Source organism: Paracoccus sp. NIOT.M2S5SZ12 (genome assembly GCF_057748165.1).
Genome location: NZ_JBYLFR010000021.1, coordinates 26788 through 49166, shown reverse-complemented (window position 1 = coordinate 49166; position 22379 = coordinate 26788). Strand labels below are relative to the sequence as shown.

Genomic DNA, 22379 nt, shown 5'->3' with positions numbered 1-22379 from the left:
GGCGAGTGCATCGCCGCAAGAGACCCCGACCGCCAGACCGCCGAAATCCACATCCGCGTCGCACTCATCAACCGCTTCAACGCCCTCGGCACAGCCGAGGTCGCCCGCGTCGCCTGAACCTAAAGGGGAAAGGGGAAGTCACGCCTCAAGCCGCCTTTCTGCAACAACGCCCATCGTCGTTCGCATTTTTTTGCCCCACAGAATAGGGTGGGTTGCCGATGATGACGCGGATATCCAGTGCCTTCTGGCGCGAGCGGCGCTCGGAATTGTCAGGCAGGAGATTGGCGACCATGTCGCGCTCCTGCTCATACATCTGGAAGGTGTCTGTCAGCAGGATGCCGGTGAAGGGGTGATAGGGCGCATCAACCTGAAGCCCACCCTGCGCCAGTTCGTGATAGACGGTCTCGATATTCACGGCGGCGATGTAATAGGCCAGCAGCACGATCTCGTTGGCATGAATCTCGTGCTTGTATTTGTGCTCAAGCTCGTCCGGCGCGATCAGGCCCGATTGCAGCAGCCGGGTGATGAAGGTGCCGGTGCCGGTGAAAGGGTCGAGGATATGCACGCCCTTTGACCCCAGCGTCTGGCCGAACTGCGCCTTCAGCACGTCATTGACCGAGTGGATGATGAAATCCACCACCTCGACCGGGGTGTAAACGATGCCGAGGCGCTGGGTCAGGCGCGGGAAGGCGTTGCGGAAGAAGCGGTCGTAAAGCTCGGTGATCAGGGACTGGCGGCCGTGGGCGGTCTTGATGCCCTCGGCCCGGCGGGCGACGCTGGCATAGAACTTGTCGAGGCTTTCCGCCTCCTTGGCGAGGTTGTGTTCGTGCAGCTGGCCGAGCACGGTCTCCATCGCGCGGGAGACGGGGTTAGCTTCGGTGAACTTGCTGTCCTTGAACAGCGCGTCGAAGACCGGCTTGGTGATCAGGTGCTGGGCCAGCATCTCGATCGCGTCAGCCTCGGAGATCTCGGGGTTCAGGTCGTCGTGCAGGTCATCCAGGAAGGCGCGTAAGGCGGTCTGTTCCGGGCCGGGCTTGGCGGTGATGGCGGTGATGCGGGTGATATGGGCCTGGGCGATCTTGGCGATGTCCTTGGCCCAGCTGTCCCAGTAATCGCGGGTGCCGCATTTTTCGACGATCTTGGCCATGATGGCGCGGGTGAACTCGTCAAAGACGAAACTGCCCTGTTCGGGGCCAAGATCGGTGATGGTCGGGTCGCGGCCTTCCTGGCCGATATTGGCACCGGCTTTTTCCGCGCGGGTCTTGTTGATGTTGATGTCGTCGACCACGGCGGTCAGTTCACGCAGCTCGGTCTCGGATGAGATGCGCACCAGCTCGACCTTGTCGCTGATATCCTCGCCCAGCTTGGCCTGGTTGATGCGGGCGTCGAGGCGTTCGTCATGGGCGCGCAAGGCGTTCAGGATCTGCCAGACGACCTGATAGCGCTCATTGTCCTTCAGCGCCTCCTCGGGGGTGGTATCGGGCGGGATGGCGACGGGCAGGATGACATAGCCCATCTTCTTGCCCTCGGCCCGGCGCATGACGCGGCCGACCGATTGCACCACGTCGATCTGGCTTTTGCGCGGGTGCATGAACATGATCGCGTCCAGCGCCGGCACGTCCACGCCCTCGGACAGCACTCGGGCATTGGTCAGAATCCGGCAGGTATCCTCGCCCGCATCGGCCTTGAGCCAGCTCAGCATCTCATCACGGGCGGTGGCGTTGAAGGTGCCGTCGACATGACGCACCTCAGTCGTCAGGTGGCCGGCATCGTCGATCAACTCGCTGCCGGTATATTCATCGACTACCTTGGTGAATTCGTCCTCGATGATCTTCGATTTCGCGATGGTCTGGCAGAAGGCCAGCGCGCGGCGCATCGGGCGCGGATCGAAGGCCAGGTCGTCGGCCAAGTCGGCCTTGGTCAGCGCCTTGTAGCAGCCGATGATCTTGGTCGCGTCATCGAGGGTCAGTTCCGGCCCGTCCTTGAGGCGGTTCTGGATGGTGGTCGAGATCAGCCCCTCGTCCACCGCCAGCACCACGACCTTGTAATCGGTCAGGAGGTTGTTCTCGACCGCCCAGCCAAAGCCCCGGTGGAACAGATCCTTGCCGAACTTGTCCTCGTCCTCCATCGAGGCCAGTTCGGCATCGTGGTCATCCGCCTTGCGCCGGGCGGCATCGCCGAAGATGCGCGGCGTCGCGGTCATGTAGAGGCGCTTTCTCGCCGCCACATGGTCGTTGCTGTGGATGCGCACGAAGGTGCTGTCGTCTTCGTCCTTCAGCGTGACGCCAGTGGTGCGATGCGCCTCGTCGCAGATCACCAGATCGAATTCCGGCAGGCCATGGTTTTTCTGTGCGCGGGTCAGCACGTCGATCGAGTGATAGGTCGAGAACACCACGGTCATGCGGTTGGGCGGCGCAGCGGCAACCTGCTGCGCGAGCCTCTGCGGATCAGTCGTCGCCGGAAAGGCCAGATCATGGACGTTCAGATCGAGGCTGTCGGCATCGGCATTGCGCCCGATCCTCACATCGGAGCAGGCCGAAAACGCGGTGAACTCCTGCTGGCGGTCATTGCTCCATTCGCGCACGGTCTGCGACATCAGCGCCAATGATGGCACCATGAACAGAACCCGCTTGCCCGGACCCGCCAGGGCTTCGGCGATCCGCAGCCCGGTGAAGGTCTTGCCAGTGCCGCAAGCCATGATCAGCTTGCCGCGATCGGCTTCCGCCAGCCCCTCGGTCACGGCCTTCAGGGCATCGCGCTGGTGCGGACGCAGCTGTTTCTTCGGGGCGAGGCTGACGGTGCCGGTGCGCAGGAACTGCGACCAGTCGATGCGGCTGGCCTCCAGCTCGCTGATGCTGATGCGGTTCCAGTCTTTCGACAGCTTGTCGAGCGTCCCGCTGGCGTTCTTGCCGAATTCCTTCTGCGTGGTGTCGGCAATGATCAGCCGCGTAAACAGATCATTGGAGGCGGCCGAGATGAAGCTGTCTATATCGGGCTTCTGAATCGTGTGATTGGGCGCATAGAATTTGCACTGGATCGCAGCATAACCCGAGCCATCGGCCAGCGTCGCCACGAGGTCGATGCCGGTGTCGGCCTTGCTCCAGCCCTGTTCCTTCGCCCATTGGGCAAAAGGCACAACGGCGGAATAGTATTGCTTTTGCGCATCGTCGTTTTCCAGATAAACGCGAACGACCCGCTCAAAGTAATCGCCCTTCTCGCGCTCGGACCGGGCAGCCTGGCGGTAGGAATCCAACAAATCACGCAACTTCATCAGTACCGCCTGTCCCGGAACAAGGTTTTCTTTTTATCATCAGGCGCTCGAGGGCCTGAAACAGAACCTAGCCGCCCGTTGCGGTTGAATCCATATGCAACTGACCGATTCCCTCCCGTCCTCCGCCCCCCGATGCCCCCCTTCCACCCGACCGGCGCGGATTGTGCCCTTCCGGCGCCGGTCCGCGCCTGTCTTCCGGTCTGCGAATCATCTCGTTGATAAGCCGGCGCTTCTACGCCTGTGTCGGAGCGGAAAACGGAGTGCAGGGCATTGCGAAACAGAGAAAGACTGACGGAAAAACTGGTCCGGGCGGCTGAGCCGCGGTCGAAGGCATGGCAGATTTTCGACAGCGATGTGCTGGGGCTGTCGATCTGCATCTATCCATCCGGCGGGCGCAGCTTCATGTTCGACTACCGCGCGGCCGGGCGGCAGCGGCGGCTGACCATCGGGCGCTGGCCGGAATGGAACGTCACCGCCGCGCGCGAGCGCGCCAAGGCGCTGCGCCGCGATGTCGATGGCGGGCTGGATCCGCTGGCCGAGCGTGAGGAAATCCGCGAGGCGCCGCGCTTTCCCGACCTGGTCGAGCGATACCTGCGCGAACATGCCGCGCATCTGGCGCCGCGCAATGCCGCCGATCAGGCATCCATGCTGCACAAGCTGATCATGCCGCATTGGAAGCACCGGCTGGTGGCTGAGATCGAGCCGGCGGATGTCGAGAAGGTGCTGAACCTGATTGCCGAGGGGCGTTCGCGCCCGGCCAAGAAGAAACCCAAGACCAAGCGCCGCACCCCGCTGAGGCCGCCAAGGCCCACGCCGGTGCGGGCCAATCGCGCCGGTGAGATGCTGCGCCGGGTCTTCAACCTTGCCATCGCATGGCGGATGCGCCCCGACAATCCGGCGGTCGGTTTCCGCCGCCGCGTCGAGACCGAGCGCGAGCGGTTCCTCGACATGGAGGAGATCGCCCGGCTCAGCGAGGCGCTGGGCGGGGCCGAGGACCAGCGCGGCGCCAGCATCATCCGCATGTGCATGCTGACCGGGGCGCGGTTGGGCGAGGTCCGGACGTCGCGCTTCGAGCATTTCGATCTGGAGCGCAACACATGGGTGAAGCCCGCCGCCAATACCAAGCAGCGCCGCATTCACCGCGTGCCGATCTCGGCAGAAACAGCCGCCTTGGTGCGCACGCGGCTTTCCGCCGTGCCGGTCGGCTGCAACTGGTTGTTTCCGGGCGATGTCGAGGGCAAGGACCAGCCGGTGCAGGAGATTCGCCGCTTCTGGAAGGGCATTCAGGATCAGGCCGGGTTGCCGGGCGTGCGGGTTCACGATCTGCGCCACACCTTCGCCTCGCTGCTGGTCAGCGGCGGGGCCTCGCTGGAAATGATCGGCAAACTGCTGGGGCATTCTCAATCCAGCACCACCATGCGCTATGCGCATCTGATGGATTCGCCGCTGCGTGCCGGGGTGGATGCGGTGGCCGACATGATGCGGATACGGCCGAGGCTCGTGCATTCCGCACCCTCGGCCGAGGAGGTCACGCCTCCGCGTGCAGCATCCGCAGGATCGGGCTGACCCGCTTGCGGACCGTGCTTTCGTCGGGTGCATCGCCATCCGTGCTGTTGGCAATGAACCAGTCCAGCATCTCGCCCACGAGATCGCCCTGTTTCTCGGGCAGGCCGTGCTGGAAGATGCGCAGGATCAGGGCGCCATAAAAGCCTTCCCAATCATAGCTCTTGGTCGGGTTGGAGTTGACCCGGCGAAACACCCCGTGCTCCTCCTCGAAACGCGCCAGCGTGCCGGCCTGAATCAACAGATCATCGCGGGTGACCCGCAGCCCGGCATCGGGCAGCGGGATGTGTTTCCATTCGCCGCAGCCCGGCATTCGGGCGCGGCGGATCACCCCCTCGCGCGGGCCGGTCCCGCAGCGGCGAAACATCGCCAGAATATCGCCTGGCGCAATCACCACCAGGTCCGAGATGATCTCGGCCCCAAAACACGTGGGCGGGATCGCGATGGTGATATCCAACTGACCGGACATGGCCCATTCGGCGATATCGGCAATATGGCAGCTCCAGCGGGCAGCGGCTTCGGGCAGCGTGTAGATCACGCGGTTTGGCAGAGCCATCGTGTATTTCCTGAATTGTTGGCTTTTGTGAAAGGCGTGCCTTTCAGGCCGATGCCTCTGACAGGTCCGCACGCATGGGTTGATTAGGCTCGTGGGCGCACCACCGCCGACCCATCTCCTGCAAGCCAGCATGCCGGTGCTGACAACGTTCCCGCCCCTGCCCCACGGAATGCCCGCAAACCCCATGAAACATGGGACCGGCGCACATCCGGCGCTTCCGGCGCCGGTCCGCGCCGCGCCGCCGGTCCTCCGCCTGTGCTCTCGCTTGCCCCACAACCACGGGGAAAGGACCGGATGATGACCGATCAGACCATGATCACCGCCGAGACCGGCGCAATCGCCCATGAAGGGCTGCTGGATGACTGGATGCCGCGCAAGGAACTGGCCGGCATCATCGGCATCAGCGCCGACACGCTGAAGCGCTGGGAGACCCGCCGCATCGGCCCGCCCTGCATCCGCATCGGGCGCAAGGTGCTCTACCGGCGCGGGGCGGTGCGCGACTGGCTGCTGGAGCAGGAAAGCCGCAAGACCGCCGGTCGCGGGAGGGCGGCGCGATGAGCGGCGGCAGTGATGACGGCCGCCGGCCCATCGCATGGGCCATCGTATTTGCGCTGATGCTGATCATGCTCGTGCTTCTCGCCGGGCTGCTGATCTGGGCGCTGGTTGCGGCCGTGGACTGGGAGGCGGTGCTGCGCTTCATCGCGCCGACCGCTTTCGAGACCCGTTCGATCGAGGAAATACTCGAGGGAGGCCGGCGATGAGCAATCTGATCTCGGCCTCGGTGCAGCGCCGCCTCGTCGGCTCGGCGACGCGCAAATCGGTGCTCGGCTACATGGCCGACAAGGCCGCCGATGACGGCAGCGGCATCTGGACCTCGAAGGCCAATATCGCCCGCGATCTCGAACTGTCGCGACGTGGCGTGCAGCTTGCAATCCAGGAGCTGATCCGCGACGGGCTGGTCACCGAGACCGGCCAGCGCGACTGCAAACACGGCTTCACGGTGGAATATTCCATCGTGATCGAGGCTGTGGATAACCTGCCCTCGACCCGTGAACCACGTTCACCCCGTGAATCTGATGCACGGGTAACCCGTGAACCAGGTTCACATGACCCCGTGAACCACGTTCACCCGAACCATCCTTATAAAGATACTACTACGCCCCCAGCCGAAGATACGGCTGTGGATAACTCCGACCCGCAGGCGCGCTGCCTTGCCGTCGCCGGCCCTGGTCTCTGCCCGGCATCGCGCGCCGCGATCACCGGGACCGCCGAGGTGATCGAGGGCTGGCTGCGCGAGGGGATCGACCTCGAGGCCGACATCCTGCCGGTGATCAGGGCGCGCACGCCGACGATCCGCATCAGCCCGATCCGGACCTGGGCCTATTTCACCGACGCGGTGCGGGCGGCGCATCGGCAGCGCTTGCGCCAGCCGGCAAGGCCGCAAAGCGCAGAGAACGCCAGCGCCCCGGCCAACCCGCAGTTGCGCTTCTATGCCGACTGGGTGAACGCGGATCGCTACCTGCCCCCCAGCGCCATCAGCAACAGCGTCGCGCTGGCTCTGCTGGAGGCCGGGCTGACCAGCGCCGAGCGCCTCGCCCTGCGCGGTGTCCCCGTCCCCGCCCGAAAGGAGCGCCGATGATCACCCCGCGCGAGATCGAGGACCGTTTCGAGGAAGCGGCGCTGACCCTGCGACGCCTACCCAATCCGCCCGGCTCCGGCGCGCGCGGCTATGGCCGCTCCTGGCCGGATTACGTCCACGAGGCCAGGCATGCCTATGGTTATGAGGAGGCGCGGATGCGGGTGATCCCCAATCCCCGCGAGATCCAGCGCATGGAGGAGGCGCTGGAATGGCTGGCGCTGATCGGCGGCGAGAGCGAACAGGCGGTGATCGACAATCGCCGCATCGTCTGGATGCGGGCCGAGGGCCACCGCTGGAAGCAGATTTGCCGCGCCGTGGGCTGTGTGCGTTCGACCGCCTGGCGGCGCTGGACGGCGGCGCTGGTCACCATCGCCAACAGACTGAACAAACAGCGGAAAACCAGCCGTCGCCCGCACAGCGCCAAAGCCACCGGGGATGAAGGGGCCGCAAAGCGGGGCGGCGAGGGTGCGAAGGGGCCGCCGTGAGGGCGCGAAAGGGTCGAACTTAGGGCGCGACAAAAGCAGGCGATACGGGCCATATTCATCCCATGATCGGGGCGAAAGCCGCCCAGCCGGCCGCCTCCCCCCGGCCTTGGGTCCTCCGCAGCGGCAACGCTATGCGGGGGGCATGAGCGCGCTAGCCCGGTAGCGTCAAAGGATTTTTCTGGGTTTCCACCCGCCGGTTGCCACTTTGGGTTGCCAGGGTTGCCGGCCCCTTCGCCACCTCTCGGACATTCGCCTGTCCATCACTTTGGACCCGCCTGCCCTGTCGCAGCGGGTCTTTTCTTTTGGAGTTCGCCCTTTGCAGATCGAGATGATGCCGACCGGGCAGCTGGTGCCCTATGCGCGCAATGCCCGCACGCATTCGGACGACCAGGTCGCCCAGATCGCCGCCTCGATGGCCGAGTTTGGCTTCACCAACCCGATCCTGATCGGCGAGGACAGCGTGATCATCGCCGGCCACGGGCGGCTGATGGCGGCGCAGCGACTGGGGCTTTCCGAGGTGCCGGTGATCGTGCTGGCGCACCTGAACGCAGCGCAGCGCCGGGCGCTGGTTGTCGCGGACAACAAGATCGCGTTGAACGCTGGCTGGGACACCGAGATCCTGCTCGAGCAGATCGAACTGATCCGCGCGGACGGGTTCGACATCGATCTGGTCGGCTTCTCGGATGACGAACTCGGCGAATTGCTCGCGGAAATCGAGGCACCGGAGACGGCCGGAGCCATCGAGGGCGAGGATGACATCCCCGAGCCGCCGGCCGAGCCGGTCTCGCGCCCCGGCGATCTGTGGATCCTCGGGCCCCACCGGCTGCTCTGCGGCGACAGCACCGTGGCGACGGATGTCGAGAGGGTGCTGGGCGGGGTGACGCCGCTGCTGATGGTGACCGATCCGCCCTATGGGGTCGAATATGACCCGAACTGGCGCAACCAGGCCGGCGCATCAGCCACGAAGCGCACCGGCAAGGTGCTGAACGACGACCGTGCCGACTGGCGCGAGGCATGGGCGCTGTTTCCGGGCGATGTCGCCTATGTCTGGCACGGCGCCCTGCACGCGACCACGGTCGCCGACAGCCTGATCGCTTGCGGCTTCAACATCCGCTCGCAGATCATCTGGGCCAAGGACCGGTTGATCCTCAGCCGCGGCGATTACCACTGGCAGCACGAACCTTGCTGGTATGCCGTTCGCGCCAAGGGCAAGGGCCACTGGGCCGGCGACCGCAAGCAAACGACGCTCTGGCATATCAGCCAACGCGATCAGGACGCCGAGACCGTCCATGGCACGCAAAAGCCGGTCGAATGCATGCGCCGCCCGATCCTGAACAATTCCAGCCCCGGCCAGGCCATCTATGAGCCGTTCATGGGATCCGGCACCACGCTGATCGCCGCCGAGACCACCGGCCGCACCTGCCTCGGCATCGAGCTGAACCCGGTTTATGTCGATGTCGCGGTCGAGCGCTGGCAAAACCTGACCGGCGGTGTGGCCATGCTGGAGGGCGACGGCCGATCCTTCACCGAGATTGCCGGTGAACGGTCGGGCACCAATCCCGCCGCCCCCGCCGTGCAGGCCAGCGACCCCGTTTCCCAGCCGAAACCCGCGCGCAAGCGCAAGACCGCCGCGTGAGGCCATGCATGACCTGGTTGTATCTTCCGCCGGCCTGCCTGCCGGAGCCGGTAGCGCCTGCCTCTTCGGCCTGTCCCTCTGTGCTGGTGCCGGTGGCCTCGATCTCGGGCTTGCCATTGCCTGCCCCCGATATCGAACTGTGGGTTACGTCGAGCGGGAGGCCTTCGCCGCGTCCGTTATCGTGGCGCGGATGGAAGACGCGGCCCTGGATCACGCGCCTCTCTGGGACGACATTGCCAGCTTCGACGGCCGCCCATGGCGCGGCGCGGTGGATATCGTCACTGCCGGATATCCGTGCCAGCCGTTCAGCGTGGCGGGCAAGCGCCGGGGCGCCGACGATCCCCGCCACCTCTGGCCCCACGTCGCCCGCATCATCGACGAGGTTGAGCCGCCCTTCGTCTTCCTCGAAAATGTCGCCCATCATCTCCGCCTCGGCTTCCCCGAAGTCGCCGCAGGACTGGTCGGTCTGGGCTACAGGCTTGCGGCAGGCCTCTTCACGGCGGCGGAAGTCGGTGCGCCCCATCGGCGCGAGCGGCTGTTCATCCTCGCCATCCGCGAGGGGGACGAGCTGGCCGACCCCGCGCGCCTGCTCCGGGATCCGCTCGAGCGGCGGCAACCGGACGGAAATGCTGCGCCTCTGGCCCACGCCGATGGCGACGGATGGATGCAAACCGAGCGCCGGCAACCGCCGGGCGGCCGATCTGACCCACGCGGGCGCCCTGTGGATGACGCCGACCGCACGCGACCACAAGGACGGGGCGACGAGCCTTGCCAACACGCCGGTCAATGGCCTGCTTGGCCGCCAGGTCCTTGTGACACCGATGGCTGGCGAGACTTTCTGCGACACGCCCCGGACATTGAACCCGCTATTCGTCGAGGCGCTGATGGGCTGGCCCACCGGGTGGACCGGCTTCGCCTCTGTGGCAACGGCGTGGTGCCCCTGGTTGCGGCGCATGCGCTCAGAACTCTCGCAGCTCAGCTGCTGGCCGATGGGTGAGGCCGCGTGATGCAAACCAGGATGATGATGCCGGCAGAGCAGATCGGCGGGGTGACGTTTCCCGAATGGGATGCGTCACAATGGGCGCAAGAGTTCGCTGCGACGGACTGGAAGAAGGTTGCCGCGGACATGAAGCCGATCATCGACCGTTTGAAGGCGATGGGCGCCCTCGAGCCGGATTTCGAACTGTGATGCAGATCGAGCTGATCGCGGTCGACAACCTGACCCCCTATGCCCGCAATGCCCGCACCCACTCGCCGGATCAGATCGCGCAGATCGCCGCCTCGATTGCAGAGTTCGGCTTCACCAACCCGATCCTGATCGGCGAGGACAGCGTGATCATCGCCGGTCACGGGCGGCTGATGGCCGCGCAGCGCCTCGGGCTGGCCGAGGTGCCGGTGATCCGGCTGGCGCATCTGAGCGCGGTTCAGCGGCGGGCGCTGGTCATTGCCGACAACCGCATCGCCGAGAACGCGGGCTGGGATGAGGAACTGTTGCGATCCGAGCTGACAGCGCTGCAGGGGCTGGATTTCGACCTCGATCTGGTCGGATTCTCGGATGACGAGCTAGCCGATCTGCTCGGAGACGCCGAGGCATCGGGTTTCGGCGCCGTTCCGGAAGAAGAAGAGGACGGCATCCCTGACCTGCCAGAGGATCCTGTCACTCGCCCCGGCGATATCTGGATCCTTGGCGATCACCGGCTGTTGTGCGGCGACAGCACGGATGCGGCGGCGGTCGCGCGGCTGATGGACGGGCAGCGCGCCACGCTCCTCTTCACCTCGCCGCCTTATGGCCAGCAGCGCGATTACGGCGCGGCGAAGGAGAAGGTCAGCGATTGGGACCGGCTGATGCAGGGCGTGTTCGCGGCGGCGCCGGTGAGCGAGGGTGCGCAGCTGCTGGTCAATCTCGGGCTGGTGCATCGCGACAGCGAATGGATTCCATATTGGGACGCATGGATCCAGTGGATGCGGACGCAGGGCTGGCGCCGCTTCGGCTGGTATGTCTGGGATCAGGGGCCCGGCCTGCCCGGCGACTGGAACGGGCGCTATGCCCCGGCGCATGAGTTCGTCTTCCATTTCAATCGGGTGCCACGGCGGCCGAACAAGACGGTGGAGAGCAAGCATGCCGGCGAGGTGCTGGGCGGCGGCGGGTTGCGCGCGGCCGATGGCACGGTGAGCGCCAAGCACGGCGCCGGCAACGCGATCCAAAGCCACCGCATCCCCGACAGCGTGATCCGGGTGATGCGCCACAAGGGCGCTATTGCCGGCGGCGCGCATCCGGCGGTGTTTCCGGTCCGGCTGGCCGAGGAGATGATCGCCGCCTGGAGCGATCCGGGTGCCCGCACAGGAGAAGCTGGACCGGATCGCGCAGGCGGATGGGTCATTCTGCATCACCAACGCCGCCAAGCTTTTGCAGATGCGCCCGAAAGACCTGTTTCTCTGGCTGCAGGAAAATGGCTGGATCTACAAACGCCCCGGCGGCGCGAGCTTTCTCGGCTACCACAGCAAGACCGCGACCAGCCTGCTCGAGCACAGGATCACCACTGTCTTGCGCGCCGATGGTTCGGAAAAGGTCACCGAGCAGGTGCGGGTGACCGCCAAGGGCCTCACCAGGCTGGCCGCGCTGGTCAAGCCGCCATTGCACTGACCCGGTCCCGGCACGGGATCGCTTCCATAGAAAGGAACCTTCCATGGCACGCGCCCAAGGTGCGCGGTCGCAACTCGCGGCTGCGTTCGAGACTGTTTATGGCACCGCCCCCGTCAGCGGCTTCACCCGCCTGCCCTTCGCATCCTCGACGCTGAGCGCCGAACAGCCGCTGCTCGGCTCGGAGCTGCTGGGGCATGGCCGGGACCCGCTGGCCCCGGTCAAGGATGCGATCACCGCGGATGGCGATCTGACCATCCCCATCGATGCCGAGGGTTTCGGCTTCTGGCTGAAGGCCGCGTTCGGGGCGCCGGTCACGACCGGAACCGCGCCGGGACCCTATACGCATGAGTTCCGGTCAGGCAACTGGACCCTGCCGTCGATGGCGATCGAGACCGGCATGCCGGAGGTGCCGCGCTTTGCCATGTATTCCGGCGTCATGGTCAATCAGCTCAGCTGGACCATGCAGCGTTCGGGGCTGCTGACCGCCAGCGCCCAGCTTGTGGCACAGGGCGAGACCGTGGCCAGCACCTCGCAGGCCGGCACGCCCACCGATCTCGACCTGCTGCGCTTCGGGCATTTCAACGGCGCCATCACGCGCAATGGCGCGGCGCTGGGCAACGTGATCTCGGCCCAGATCACCTATGCCAACAACCTCGACCGGATCGAAACCATCCGCAGCGACGGCATGATCGACGGCGCGGATCCCTCCATCGCCGCGCTGAACGGCCAGATCGAGCTGCGCTTTGCCGATATGGTGCTGATGAACCAGGCCATCGCCGGCGGGCCGTGCGAACTGGAGTTCGCATACACCCTGACCAGTGGCGAAAGCCTGACCGTCACCGCCCATGCCGTCTATCTACCCCGCCCCCGCATCGAGATCAGCGGGCCGCAGGGCATTCAGGCCAGCTTCGACTGGCAAGCCGCGCGCGGGTCCAGCCCGGCGCGCATGGCAACCATCACCCTTGTCAACAACACCGAGGAATATTGAACCATGATCCGTCTGAACCTCACCACCGAGCCGCGCTGGATCGACCTCCTGCCCGGCCTGATGATCCGGGTCGCCCCGATCACCACATCCATCATGGCCGCCGCGCGCTCCGATGTCTCCCTCGATACCCTCGACGCGGGTGCACCGAAGGAAGTGCTGGCCGTGGCCATGGCGCAGGCCGTCGCCAGAATGGTGATTACCGAATGGTCGGGCGTCGGCGATGCCGAGGGTATCGACCTGCCGGTCACGCCCGAAGGCATCGACGCGCTCTTGAACATCTGGCCGGTGTTCGAGGCATTCCAGGAAAAGGTTCTGGGCCCCTATCTGGTGCTGGATGCGGAAAAAAACGGCTCCGCGCCCTCGCCGAATGGCATTTCGGCGGGGGCGAGCGATATTGCGCAGCCTGCCCCGGACACTGCCCCGACTGCCCTGCCCGGCTGAACAGTCCCGAAACGCAAGAGGGCTGGCAGGTCTGGGATCTGGCCGGGCGGCTGAGCGGGCAGGTCCGGGCGATCCCCGGCGCGGTTCTCGGCTGGGACATGGGCGCGGCGCTGGAAATGGGCCGCGCCCTTGGCATTGCACCGCTCGCGGTCGTGGAACTGCTGCCGGTGATCGAGGCGGAAATGATCCGCAGGACAAACCAGAAGATCGAGGAAGGCAGAGGCGATGGCCGAGAAGAAAGTTTCCGTTCGTCTCGTCGCTGAGAACGGACGCCAGGTCCGCGCGGAACTGGAAGGCGTCGGCAATGCGGGTGCAGAGAGCTTCAAGCGCATGTCGCGTGAGGTGGACACGGCCGGCGTCATGTTGCGCCGCCTCGCCGGTATCGCGGCTGGCGCGCTCAGCATCCGCCAGGTCGCGCAATATGCCGATACCTGGACCGATCTGCGCTCGCGGGTCGATCTGGCGACCGGGTCGCAGGAGAAGGGCGCCGCCGTCATGGACCGGCTCGCGCAGATGGCGCGGCGCACCTATTCGGGAATCGAGCAGACGACCGAAAGCTGGCTCTCGAACGCCACCGCCCTGCGCGAACTCGGACTTTCCACCGCCGAGAGCCTCGATTTCACCGAGGCGCTGAACAACGCCATGGTGGTCTCGGGCGCAAAGGCCGAGCGCGCGGCCTCGGTCCAGAACGCGCTCTCGAAGGCGATGGCGCTGGGCAGCCTGTCTGGCGATAACCTGAACACGGTGATCCAGACCGGCGGCCGGGTGGCCGAACTGCTGGCTGCGGAACTCGGCACCACAGTTTCCGGCCTGCGGGTGATGGGAACGCAGGGCGCGATCACCGGCGAGGTGATCCGCACCGCGCTGGTCGGCAATCTGGAGCTGCTGCGCGAGGAAGCGGACTCCATGCCGGCCACCATCGGCGACGCGTTCACGCTGATCGGCAATGCGGCGCTGCAACTGGTTGGCAGCTGGGATCAGCTTCTGGGTGCCTCCTCCACCGTCGCCTCTGTGCTGATCCTTGTCGCGGACAATATCGAACGCCTCGCCTCGCTCGCGATTGCCTTCGCCGGCTTCATGGCGGGGCGCTGGGTGGCGGCTTTTGTCGCCGCCCGTGTCGCGACCTTCTCGCTGTCCACGGCGCTGACCGTGCTGCGGGGGGCGCTGATCCGCACCGGCATCGGCGCGCTGATCGTCGCGGCGGGCGAGCTGATCTACCAGTTTTCCTCGCTGGTCAAATCAGTCGGCGGCATCGACACGGCGTTCAAGCTGCTAGGCGATGTCGCAAAGGAGGTCGGCCAGCGCATCGTCCTGGCCTTCCAGGCATCGTTCGCGCTGCTCAATGCGGCCTGGGATGGCTATCGCGCCTATGTGTTCACGGTGCTCGACCTGATCGTGACCGGGGGCGTCACCGCCGTGGACCGATATGTTGCGGTCTGGCACGGCGGGTTTGAGGCGATCAAGGCGATCTGGGCATTGCTGCCGGATGCCATTGGCGATCTGGCGTTCAAGGCGGCGAACGGGTTGATCGCCGGGGTCGAGGCGATGCTGAACGGCGTCGTCACCCGCATCAACAGTTTCATCTCCGGCATCAACGCCGCCCTCGCCATGCTGCCGGAATGGGCTGTCGGCGAAGGCGGGGCGCAGATCGGCCTTCTGGACCCGTTCAGCATCGGGCGCATCGACAACCCGTTCGAGGGATCGGCATCTGATGCAGGTTCCGCCGCCGCCGAGGCGTTCAGCGCAGCCTGGGACAGGACATATATCGAACCGCCGGACCTGTTCGGCGATCTTGCCGATCAGGCCGCCGCGGCTACCTCCGCCCATCTCGACGCTGCACAGGCGCTGGGCGCGGCGGCAGTTGCGCCGCTGGAAAGCTGGCAGGCGCTGAAGGATGCAGTCACCGCCTCGGGCGAGGATGGCGCGAACGCTCTGGACGATGCCGCTGGCGCGGCCGAGCGGGTTGCCGGTGCCATGGATCGCGCCGGTGGCGCTGCGGGCCGGGCCGGTGCGGCTGGCAAGAAAGCCGGCGAAGACACTACAAACGGCGCGGAACAGGCGAAACAGGGCTGGGATGCGGTTATCGCCCCGCTCTCCGACTATGCCCAGAAGGCCCGCGACATCAGCGGTGATATCGGCAACGCGCTGGTCGGAGCGTTCCAGAGCGCCGAGAATGCGGTCGGCGAGTTCGTGAAGACCGGCAAGCTGAACTTCAACGACCTCGTGACCTCGATGCTGGCCGACATGGCGAAGCTGGGCGCGCGCCGGTTCCTGCTCGGGCCGCTGGCCGGGATTCTGTCGGGCTTCATGCCGGGGCTGAATGTGCCGATCCTCCATGCCGGCGGCATGGTCGGCGGTGCAGCGCCGTCCCGCATGGTCTCGGCCATGGCCTTCGGCAATGCGCCCCGGATGCATTCCGGCGGCTGGGCCGGGCTGCGCTCGGACGAGGTGCCGGCGATCCTGCAGAAGGGCGAGCGGGTGCTCTCGCGCCGCGAAGCGGCGGGTTACGGGGGCGGCGTCACCATCAACATCAACGCCCGCGATGCCGAGAGCTTCCGGCAGTCGCGAGCACAGATTTCGGCAGATATCGCGCGGGCCGTCGCCATGGGAAGGAGAGGGATGTAATGACTTTTCACGATGTCCGGTTCCCGGACAATATCAGCCGCGGCGCGCGCGGCGGCCCGGAACGACGCACCCAGATCGTGGAACTGGCCTCCGGCGACGAGGAACGCAACGCCAGCTGGGCCAACTCGCGCCGCCGCTATGACATCTCCTATGGCATCCGCCGCGCCGATGATCTCGACGTGGTGGTGGCCTTCTTCGAGGCCCGCAACGGGCGGCTGCACGGCTTCCGCTTCAAGGACTGGGCTGATCACAAATCCTGCAAGCCGAGCGAGACGCCGAATGCTGCCGACCAGCTGATCGGGACCGGGGACGGCACACGCACCGCCTTCCAGCTGGTGAAGCGATACGCTTCCGGGTCGCAGACATGGGTCCGCACCATCACCAAGCCGGTGGCGGGCACAATCAGCATCGCGCTGGGCGGCGTTAGCCAGCTATCAGGCTGGACCGTCGATCCGGCGACCGGAACCGTCACCTTCGCCGCGCCCCCAGGTAACGGCGTGGCCGTGCGCGCCGGCTTCGAATTCGATGTGCCGGTGCGATTCGACAGTGACGCGCTCGACGTCACCCTCGATATCGAGCGGCTCGGCTCGATCACCTCCATCCCGCTCGTGGAAATCCGCCGATGAAAACGCTCCCTCCTGCCCTGCAGGCGCATCTGGACGATGGCACCACCACGCTGGCCTGGTGCTGGAAGATCACCCGCGCCGATGGCCAGAGCTTCGGTTTTACCGATCATGATTGCCCGCTTGCCTTCGGCGGCACGGACTATGAGCCGGAAAGCGGGCTTTCGGCATCCGAGATCCGGGCCGGCTCGGATCTGTCGGTAGATTCCCAGGATGCGCAGGGAGCGCTGACCTCGGGCCGGATCACCGAGACCGATATTCTGGACGGGCGCTGGGACAACGCACTGGTCGAGGTCTGGCGGGTGAACTGGAACGCCCTCGGCCAGCGGGTGCTGATCCGGCGCGGCGCCATCGGCGAGTTGCGGCGCGGGCGCATGTCCTTCGTCGCCGAGGTGCGCAGCATGGCGCATGTGCTGGGTCAGACGGTCGGCCGGGTCTATCAGGGCACCTGCGATGCGGCACTGGGCGACAGCCGCTGCGGGGTGAACATTGCCGCCGCCGCTTATCGCGGCACCGGCGCGGTGGTCGATCCGATCCGCGACGGCGCCTTCACCGCCTCCGGCCTCGGTGGCTTCGCCAGCGGCTGGTTCAGCTTCGGTCATCTGGAATGGACGAGCGGCCCGAACAGCGGTCGGCTGGCCGAAGTGATGCTGCACGAGATCGCATCCGGCGTGGTCACCATCACGCTGCTGGAAGCGCCTGTGCGCGCGGTCGCGGGCGGCAATGCGTTCACCATCCGCGCCGGCTGCGACAAGCGCAGCGCGACCTGCGCGGCCAAGTTCAGCAACATCGCCAACTTCCGCGGCTTCCCGCATATCCCCGGCCAGGACGCGGTTGTCCGCTACGCCACGGCGGATGGCGGGCACGAGGGGGCGGTGCTGTGAGCGGCGCGGCAGTTGTTGCACCGCATGCAGCATCTGATGCCCGGCCCGCCGATCCCCGATCCGTGATCGCCGCCGCGCGCGGCTGGCTCGGCACGCCCTATCACGATCAGGCCAGCGTCAAGGGCGTCGGCTGCGACTGCCTCGGGCTGGCGCGCGGCGTCTGGCGCGAAGTGGTCGGAAGCGAGACGCTGCCGGTGCCGCCCTACAGCCGCGACTGGGGCGAGATCGGCAGCCGCGAGGTGCTGGCCGAGAATGCCGGCCGGGTGATGATCCGCATCGACCCGGCCGAGGCCGGGCCGGGCGCGGTGGTGCTGTTCCGCATGCGCGCGGGCGCCATCGTCAAGCATGTCGGGATCCTGACCGGCGAGGGCACATTCGTCCATTCTTATGAGCGGCTCGGGGTGATCGAAGAACCGCTCACCATCGCATGGCGGCGGCGCATTGCCTTCGCCTTCCTGTTCCCGCGCCCGGCGCCCGGCCTGCACAAGAAGAAGACCTGACTCATGGCAACCATCCTTCTCGGCGCGGTCGGCACCGCCATCGGCGGCGGCTTCGGCGGCACGATCCTCGGCCTCTCCGGCGCTGCCATCGGCGGCATGATCGGCTCCGGCATCGGCTCGATGGTCGACAGCTGGATCGTCTCGTCGCTGTTGCCCGGCCAGCGCATCGAGGGCCAGCGCATGGACAGCCTGCGCATAACCTCGGCGACCGAGGGCGTGGTGATCCCGCGCCTTTATGGCCGCATGCGCATCGGCGGCAATATCATCTGGGCGACCGACTTCCGCGAGGAAACTAACACCACCCGCCAGGGCGGCGGCAAGGGCGGCGGGCAGAAGGTCACCACGACCGAGTACCTCTACTATGCCAGTTTCGCTGTCGCTCTCTGCGAAGGCCCGATCACCGGCATTGGCCGCATCTGGGCTGATGGCGAGATCGTGGATCTCGGCGAGGCGACGTGGCGCTGGTATCCGGGCAGCGAGGCACAGGCCCCCGACCCCTTCATCACAGCGAAGATGGGGGTGGGGAACACGCCTGCCTATCGCGGCACCGCCTATGTGGTGTTCGAGGAACTGCCGCTGGCGCGCTTCGGCAACCGCCTGCCGCAACTGTCCTTCGAGGTGTTCCGGCCTCTGGACGATGCCGACACCGCCGAGGGGCTGGTGCCCGCGGTCACCATTATCCCGGCGTCGGGAGAATGGTCCTACGCAACCCAGATCGTGCACAAGGCCGGGGACGGCGACAGCGCGGCCGAGAATGTCAACGCCATGGCCGGAACCGCCGACATGGTGGTTTCGCTGGACCGGCTGGAAGCCATGGTGCCAAAGGTCGAAAGCGCCTCGCTGGTGGTGTCCTGGTTCGGCGACGATCTGCGCGCCGGAAGCTGCACGATCCGCCCGAAGGTCGAAATGGCGCAGAAGAACACCACGCCTGCCTGGAGCGTCAACGGCGTGAGCCGCGGCGATGCGCTGGTGGTCAGTCAGGACGATCAGGGGCGGCCGATCTATGGTGGCACGCCAGCGGATTTCTCGGTGCTGCAGGCCATCCGCGAGATGAGGGCGCGCAGGCTCAAGGTGACCTTTTATCCGTTTCTGATGATGGATGTCCCGGCCGGCAACACCCTGCCGGATCCCTGGTCCGACTATGCCGCGGCCATCGGCCAGTCGGTGCTGCCGTGGCGCGGCAGGATCACCTGCTCACCTGCGGCCGGTTTCGCCGGGACCGTGGACAAGACCGCCGCCGCCGCGGTGCAGGTCGATGCCTTCTTCGGCAATGCCCAGCCCTCGGATTTCGCAGTCAGCGGCGACAGCGTGACCTGGACCGGCGGGGCGGATTGGGGCTTCCGGCGCATGATCCTGCATTACGCCCACCTCTGCGCGGCGGCGGGCGGGGTTGATGCCTTCCTGATCGGATCCGAAATGCGCGGGCTGACCTCGATCCGTTCCGGGGCATCGACCTATCCGGCGGTTGCCGCGTTGCAATCGCTGGCCGCTGCCGTCCGCTCGATCCTCGGGCCGGGCACTAAGATCAGCTATGCCGCCGATTGGTCGGAGTATTTCGGGCACCATCCGCAGGACGGCTCGGGCGACGTGTTCTTCCACCTCGACCCGCTCTGGGCGGATGACAATGTCGATTTCATCGGTATCGACAATTACATGCCGCTTTCCGACTGGCGCGATGGCTGGGAGCATCTCGATGCGCTGGCATGGCCGTCAATCTACGACCGCGCCTATCTGCAATCGAACATTGCCGGCGGCGAGGGCTTCGACTGGTACTATGCCAGCGAGGGCGACCGGATCGCGCAGAACCGCACACCGATCGAGGACAGCATCACACCGGGCGCCGGCGGCAAGGTCATCACCGCGATGCCTGTTGCAGCACCCGGCATCAGCCAAAGTCCCGGCACCAGTTTCACCACCACGGTGCCATATCGGAGTGCCAGCATCACCCTATACTGCCGGGTTCAGTTCCCGGCCCTGATCGCGGACGGCATTGTTTTCGAGATCGGCAACCAGAGCAGCGGCATGTTCTTTGGCCTGGCCGGCGGGCAGTTGATCATGCACGAGATCTTCTCGGCCATCGGACAGACCAGGACAGCCGCGATCCCTGCCGCCTCACTTGCCGACAGGACCGTCGATCTGGTCGCATGGTTCGACATGGCAAGCGGCGAGATCGGCTTTGCAGTCGACGGGAGTGTTGCGGCCACGGCAAGCTTCGGCGGGTCCGTATCCGGCACATGGGCCGCCAACAACGGCGCAGGATATGGCCTTGCCAACGGCCCGGTGCCGGGGTCCAGCACCGTCACGACAGCACTCCCCTGGCCGGGAGCGCTGGTCAGCAATCTCAGCATATGGTCGGGCGCGATCCCGAGTTTCGCGACCTTGCCCGCGGTGGTGCCCGAGCCGTGGATCTTCCGCTACAAGGACATCCGCGGCTGGTGGTCAAACCCGCATCGCAACCGCCCAGGCGGGATCCCCGCAGCGTCCCCGACCGCATGGCTGCCGCAGTCGAAGCCGATCCGGTTTACCGAACTCGGTTGCCCTGCCGTGGATCGCGGCCCCAACCAGCCGAACGTGTTTCATGACCCGAAATCCTCGGAATCCTTCGTGCCCTGGTTCTCACGCGGCTGGCGCGACGATGCCGTCCAGCGAGCCTATCTGGAAGCGACCTACCTGTTCTGGGGTGACGCCGCAAACAACCCGGTCTCGACCGGATATGCCGGCCGCATGGTCGAGGTTGCGGAATGCGCGGCATGGACCTGGGATGCCCGACCCTATCCGTTCTTCCCTCAACTCGGGGACATATGGGCGGATGGCGACAACTGGCGGCTGGGGCACTGGCTGACTGGCCGGCTGGGCGCCGTGTCGCTGGCGGCGCTGGTGCGCCACCTCTGCTTGCGCGCCGGCATGCCCTCGGCGTGGATCGATGTCTCGGGCCTGACCGGCGCTGTCGATGGCTATGTGATCTCGGCGCTGGAATCGCCGCGGACCTCGATCACCATGCTGGCGCGGCATTTCGGCTTCGATGCCGTCGAGAGCGAGGGGCGGATCAGGTTCGTGATGCGCGGCAGCGCCCCGGTGGCGACCATCGCCCCGGACGACATGGTATCCTCGGGCGCGGGCGACGTCATGGAACTGACCCGGGGCCAGGAGACTGAACTGCCGCAGGCACTGAAATGGCAGGTCGCCCGCGCGGACGAGGATTACGACAGCATCACGGTCGAGGCCCGCCGCATCACCGTGGATGCCAGCAGGGTCTCCTCGGACAGTTTCGCGGTGGCGGTGCCGCCCGAGGAAGCCGACCGGCGCTGCCGCCGGGCGCTGATGGAGGCATGGATCGGCCGCGAGACCGGAGCCTTCAGCCTGCCGCCGTCGCTGCTGGCGCTGGACCCGGGCGACGTGATCGCGCTCGACCATGACGGCCGGCGCGCGGAACTGCGCATCCTCACCACCTCGGATGCCGAGGCCCGCAGCATCGAGAGCATCCGCCAGGACCGGGATGCCTATGATCTGCCGCCCGGCAGCCCCCGCCCGGCCGCGCTGACCCGGCCGGTGGTGTTCGGGTCACCGCTGGTCGAGCTTCTGAACCTGCCGCAACTGCGCGAGGATGTCGCGCCATACCACCCGCTGATCGCCACCCATGCCCGCCCCTGGCCGGGCCAGATGGCGGTGTTCCGCAGCCCCGAGGCTTCCGGCTTCGAACTGCTGACCACAGTCAGCACCCGGGCGCGCATGGGCGAACTGGTGGCCGATCTCCATTCCGGCCCGACCTCGCGCTTCGACTACGGCAACTCGGTCTATCTCGACCTGCTGTCAGGCACCCTCGAGAGCGTCACCGACCTGCGCCTGTTCGCTGGCGAGAACGCGCTCGCCGTCGCGCAGCCGGGCGGCGGCTGGGAGATCCTGCAATTCGGCACCGCCGAACTGATCGCCCCCGGCCGATATCGGCTGTCGCGCCTGCTGCGAGGCCAGCGTGGCACGGAGACCGACATGGCGGCGGTGGTGCCGGCCGGGGCGCGGGTGGTGGTGCTGGACACAGCGCTGGCCCCGCTGCCGGTGAACGAGGCCGATCTGGGCATGCCGTGGAACTGGCGCATCGGCCCGGCCAGCCGTCCGGTCAGCGACGACAGCTTCACCGCGCGGGCCTTCACACTACGCGGCACGGGTCTGCGCCCGTTCGCGCCCGTGCATGTCGAGCAGCCGTGGCGGCGCGCGCGCAGCCCCGGCGACCTGACCATCCGCTGGATCCGTCGCGACCGCTCGCTCGCCGCCGACAGCTGGAACGCGGTCGAGATCCCGATGTCCGAGGCTGGCGAGTCTTGGCGGGTCGAGATCCTCAACGGCGCAGTTGTCAAGAGATCCTTGACGACTGTGACCGCCAGCGCGGTCTACACTGCGGCGCAGCAAACCGCCGATTGGGGCGCGCCGCTCGCCCCCGGTGAGTCCCTCGATATCCGCATTGCCCAGATCGGGCAGGCGTTCGGTGCCGGGGCGGCCCCTGTCACCACCCTCTGGTTCTAAACAGGA

Annotated in this window: 18 protein-coding genes and 3 pseudogenes; 19 read left to right on the top strand and 2 right to left on the bottom strand. The window is 66.5% G+C overall.

Translation table 11 applies throughout. The features are described 5' to 3' along the window. Window positions 1-117 (top strand): annotated as a pseudogene (locus tag AC2SGK_RS15820) (IS5/IS1182 family transposase); the annotation flags it as partial. Window positions 118-145: 28 nt separating this feature from the next. Here the strand turns inward: AC2SGK_RS15820 and AC2SGK_RS15815 are convergent. Continuing rightward, window positions 146-3253: a restriction endonuclease gene (locus AC2SGK_RS15815; protein WP_488324441.1), complete on the bottom strand. Its 3108-nt coding sequence runs from the start codon at window positions 3251-3253 to the stop codon at window positions 146-148. Window positions 3254-3541: 288 nt separating this feature from the next. Between AC2SGK_RS15815 and AC2SGK_RS15810 the strand changes: the two genes are divergently transcribed. Continuing rightward, complete coding sequence (locus AC2SGK_RS15810) at window positions 3542-4837, top strand: tyrosine-type recombinase/integrase (protein WP_488324440.1); 1296 nt, start codon at window positions 3542-3544, stop codon at window positions 4835-4837. Here the strand turns inward: AC2SGK_RS15810 and AC2SGK_RS15805 are convergent. Further along, window positions 4800-5372: a hypothetical protein gene (locus tag AC2SGK_RS15805; protein WP_488324439.1), complete on the bottom strand. Its 573-nt coding sequence runs from the start codon at window positions 5370-5372 to the stop codon at window positions 4800-4802. The genes AC2SGK_RS15810 and AC2SGK_RS15805 overlap by 38 nt on opposite strands. A gap of 315 nt (window positions 5373-5687) precedes the next feature. Here AC2SGK_RS15805 and AC2SGK_RS15800 point away from each other — a divergent pair, with 315 nt between their 5' ends. From AC2SGK_RS15800 to AC2SGK_RS15720, 17 genes and pseudogenes are all read left to right on the top strand, one after another. Further along, window positions 5688-5948 carry a helix-turn-helix transcriptional regulator gene (locus tag AC2SGK_RS15800; RefSeq protein ID WP_240558605.1) on the top strand — a complete coding sequence of 87 codons (261 nt, stop codon included), beginning with the start codon at window positions 5688-5690 and terminating at the stop codon, window positions 5946-5948. Continuing rightward, on the top strand, window positions 5945-6151 hold the full coding sequence (locus tag AC2SGK_RS15795; RefSeq protein ID WP_488324438.1) for a hypothetical protein: 207 nt from the start codon (window positions 5945-5947) through the stop codon (window positions 6149-6151). The genes AC2SGK_RS15800 and AC2SGK_RS15795 overlap by 4 nt, the downstream gene beginning before the upstream one ends. Beyond that, on the top strand, window positions 6148-7029 hold the full coding sequence (locus tag AC2SGK_RS15790; RefSeq protein WP_488324437.1) for a helix-turn-helix domain-containing protein: 882 nt from the start codon (window positions 6148-6150) through the stop codon (window positions 7027-7029). Before AC2SGK_RS15795 ends, AC2SGK_RS15790 begins: the two co-directional genes overlap by 4 nt. Then, a complete protein-coding gene (locus AC2SGK_RS15785) occupies window positions 7026-7514 on the top strand; it encodes a DUF6362 family protein (RefSeq protein ID WP_488324436.1) in 489 nt (162 codons plus the stop codon). The genes AC2SGK_RS15790 and AC2SGK_RS15785 overlap by 4 nt, the downstream gene beginning before the upstream one ends. A 328-nt stretch (window positions 7515-7842) precedes the next feature. Next, window positions 7843-9150, top strand: a complete 1308-nt coding sequence (locus AC2SGK_RS15780; RefSeq protein WP_488324435.1) for a site-specific DNA-methyltransferase — start codon at window positions 7843-7845, stop codon at window positions 9148-9150. Between the two features lie 4 nt (window positions 9151-9154). Then, complete coding sequence (locus tag AC2SGK_RS15775) at window positions 9155-10147, top strand: DNA cytosine methyltransferase (RefSeq protein ID WP_488324434.1); 993 nt, start codon at window positions 9155-9157, stop codon at window positions 10145-10147. A gap of 9 nt (window positions 10148-10156) precedes the next feature. Further along, window positions 10157-10339 (top strand): hypothetical protein, encoded by a 183-nt coding sequence (locus AC2SGK_RS15770; RefSeq protein WP_488324433.1) that lies wholly within the window; start codon window positions 10157-10159, stop codon window positions 10337-10339. Continuing rightward, window positions 10339-11949: a DNA methyltransferase gene (locus AC2SGK_RS15765; protein ID WP_488324432.1), complete on the top strand. Its 1611-nt coding sequence runs from the start codon at window positions 10339-10341 to the stop codon at window positions 11947-11949. Before AC2SGK_RS15770 ends, AC2SGK_RS15765 begins: the two co-directional genes overlap by 1 nt. Further along, the gene (locus tag AC2SGK_RS15760; RefSeq protein ID WP_488324431.1) at window positions 11838-12782 is read left to right on the top strand and encodes a phage tail tube protein; all 945 of its coding nucleotides are present in this window, start codon (window positions 11838-11840) and stop codon (window positions 12780-12782) included. Before AC2SGK_RS15765 ends, AC2SGK_RS15760 begins: the two co-directional genes overlap by 112 nt. 3 nt (window positions 12783-12785) lie before the next feature. Next, on the top strand, window positions 12786-13223 hold the full coding sequence (locus AC2SGK_RS15755) for a hypothetical protein (protein WP_085376818.1): 438 nt from the start codon (window positions 12786-12788) through the stop codon (window positions 13221-13223). Next, entirely contained in the window at window positions 13220-13486 is a 267-nt protein-coding gene (locus AC2SGK_RS15750) for a DUF7697 family protein (RefSeq protein WP_100526102.1), read from the top strand. The genes AC2SGK_RS15755 and AC2SGK_RS15750 overlap by 4 nt, the downstream gene beginning before the upstream one ends. Continuing rightward, window positions 13449-15848: a tape measure protein gene (locus AC2SGK_RS15745; protein WP_488324430.1), complete on the top strand. Its 2400-nt coding sequence runs from the start codon at window positions 13449-13451 to the stop codon at window positions 15846-15848. Before AC2SGK_RS15750 ends, AC2SGK_RS15745 begins: the two co-directional genes overlap by 38 nt. Beyond that, window positions 15848-16474 carry a phage distal tail protein, Rcc01695 family gene (locus AC2SGK_RS15740; protein ID WP_488324429.1) on the top strand — a complete coding sequence of 209 codons (627 nt, stop codon included), beginning with the start codon at window positions 15848-15850 and terminating at the stop codon, window positions 16472-16474. Before AC2SGK_RS15745 ends, AC2SGK_RS15740 begins: the two co-directional genes overlap by 1 nt. After that, the gene (locus AC2SGK_RS15735; protein WP_488324428.1) at window positions 16471-17355 is read left to right on the top strand and encodes a DUF2163 domain-containing protein; all 885 of its coding nucleotides are present in this window, start codon (window positions 16471-16473) and stop codon (window positions 17353-17355) included. The genes AC2SGK_RS15740 and AC2SGK_RS15735 overlap by 4 nt, the downstream gene beginning before the upstream one ends. 62 nt (window positions 17356-17417) lie before the next feature. Then, window positions 17418-17855 (top strand): NlpC/P60 family protein, encoded by a 438-nt coding sequence (locus AC2SGK_RS15730; protein WP_488324427.1) that lies wholly within the window; start codon window positions 17418-17420, stop codon window positions 17853-17855. Window positions 17856-17858: 3 nt separating this feature from the next. Next, window positions 17859-19679: pseudogene (locus tag AC2SGK_RS15725) on the top strand (baseplate multidomain protein megatron); the annotation flags it as partial. Window positions 19680-20252: 573 nt separating this feature from the next. After that, window positions 20253-22373, top strand: a pseudogene (locus tag AC2SGK_RS15720) (baseplate multidomain protein megatron); the annotation flags it as partial. Window positions 22374-22379: the final 6 nt, after the last annotated feature.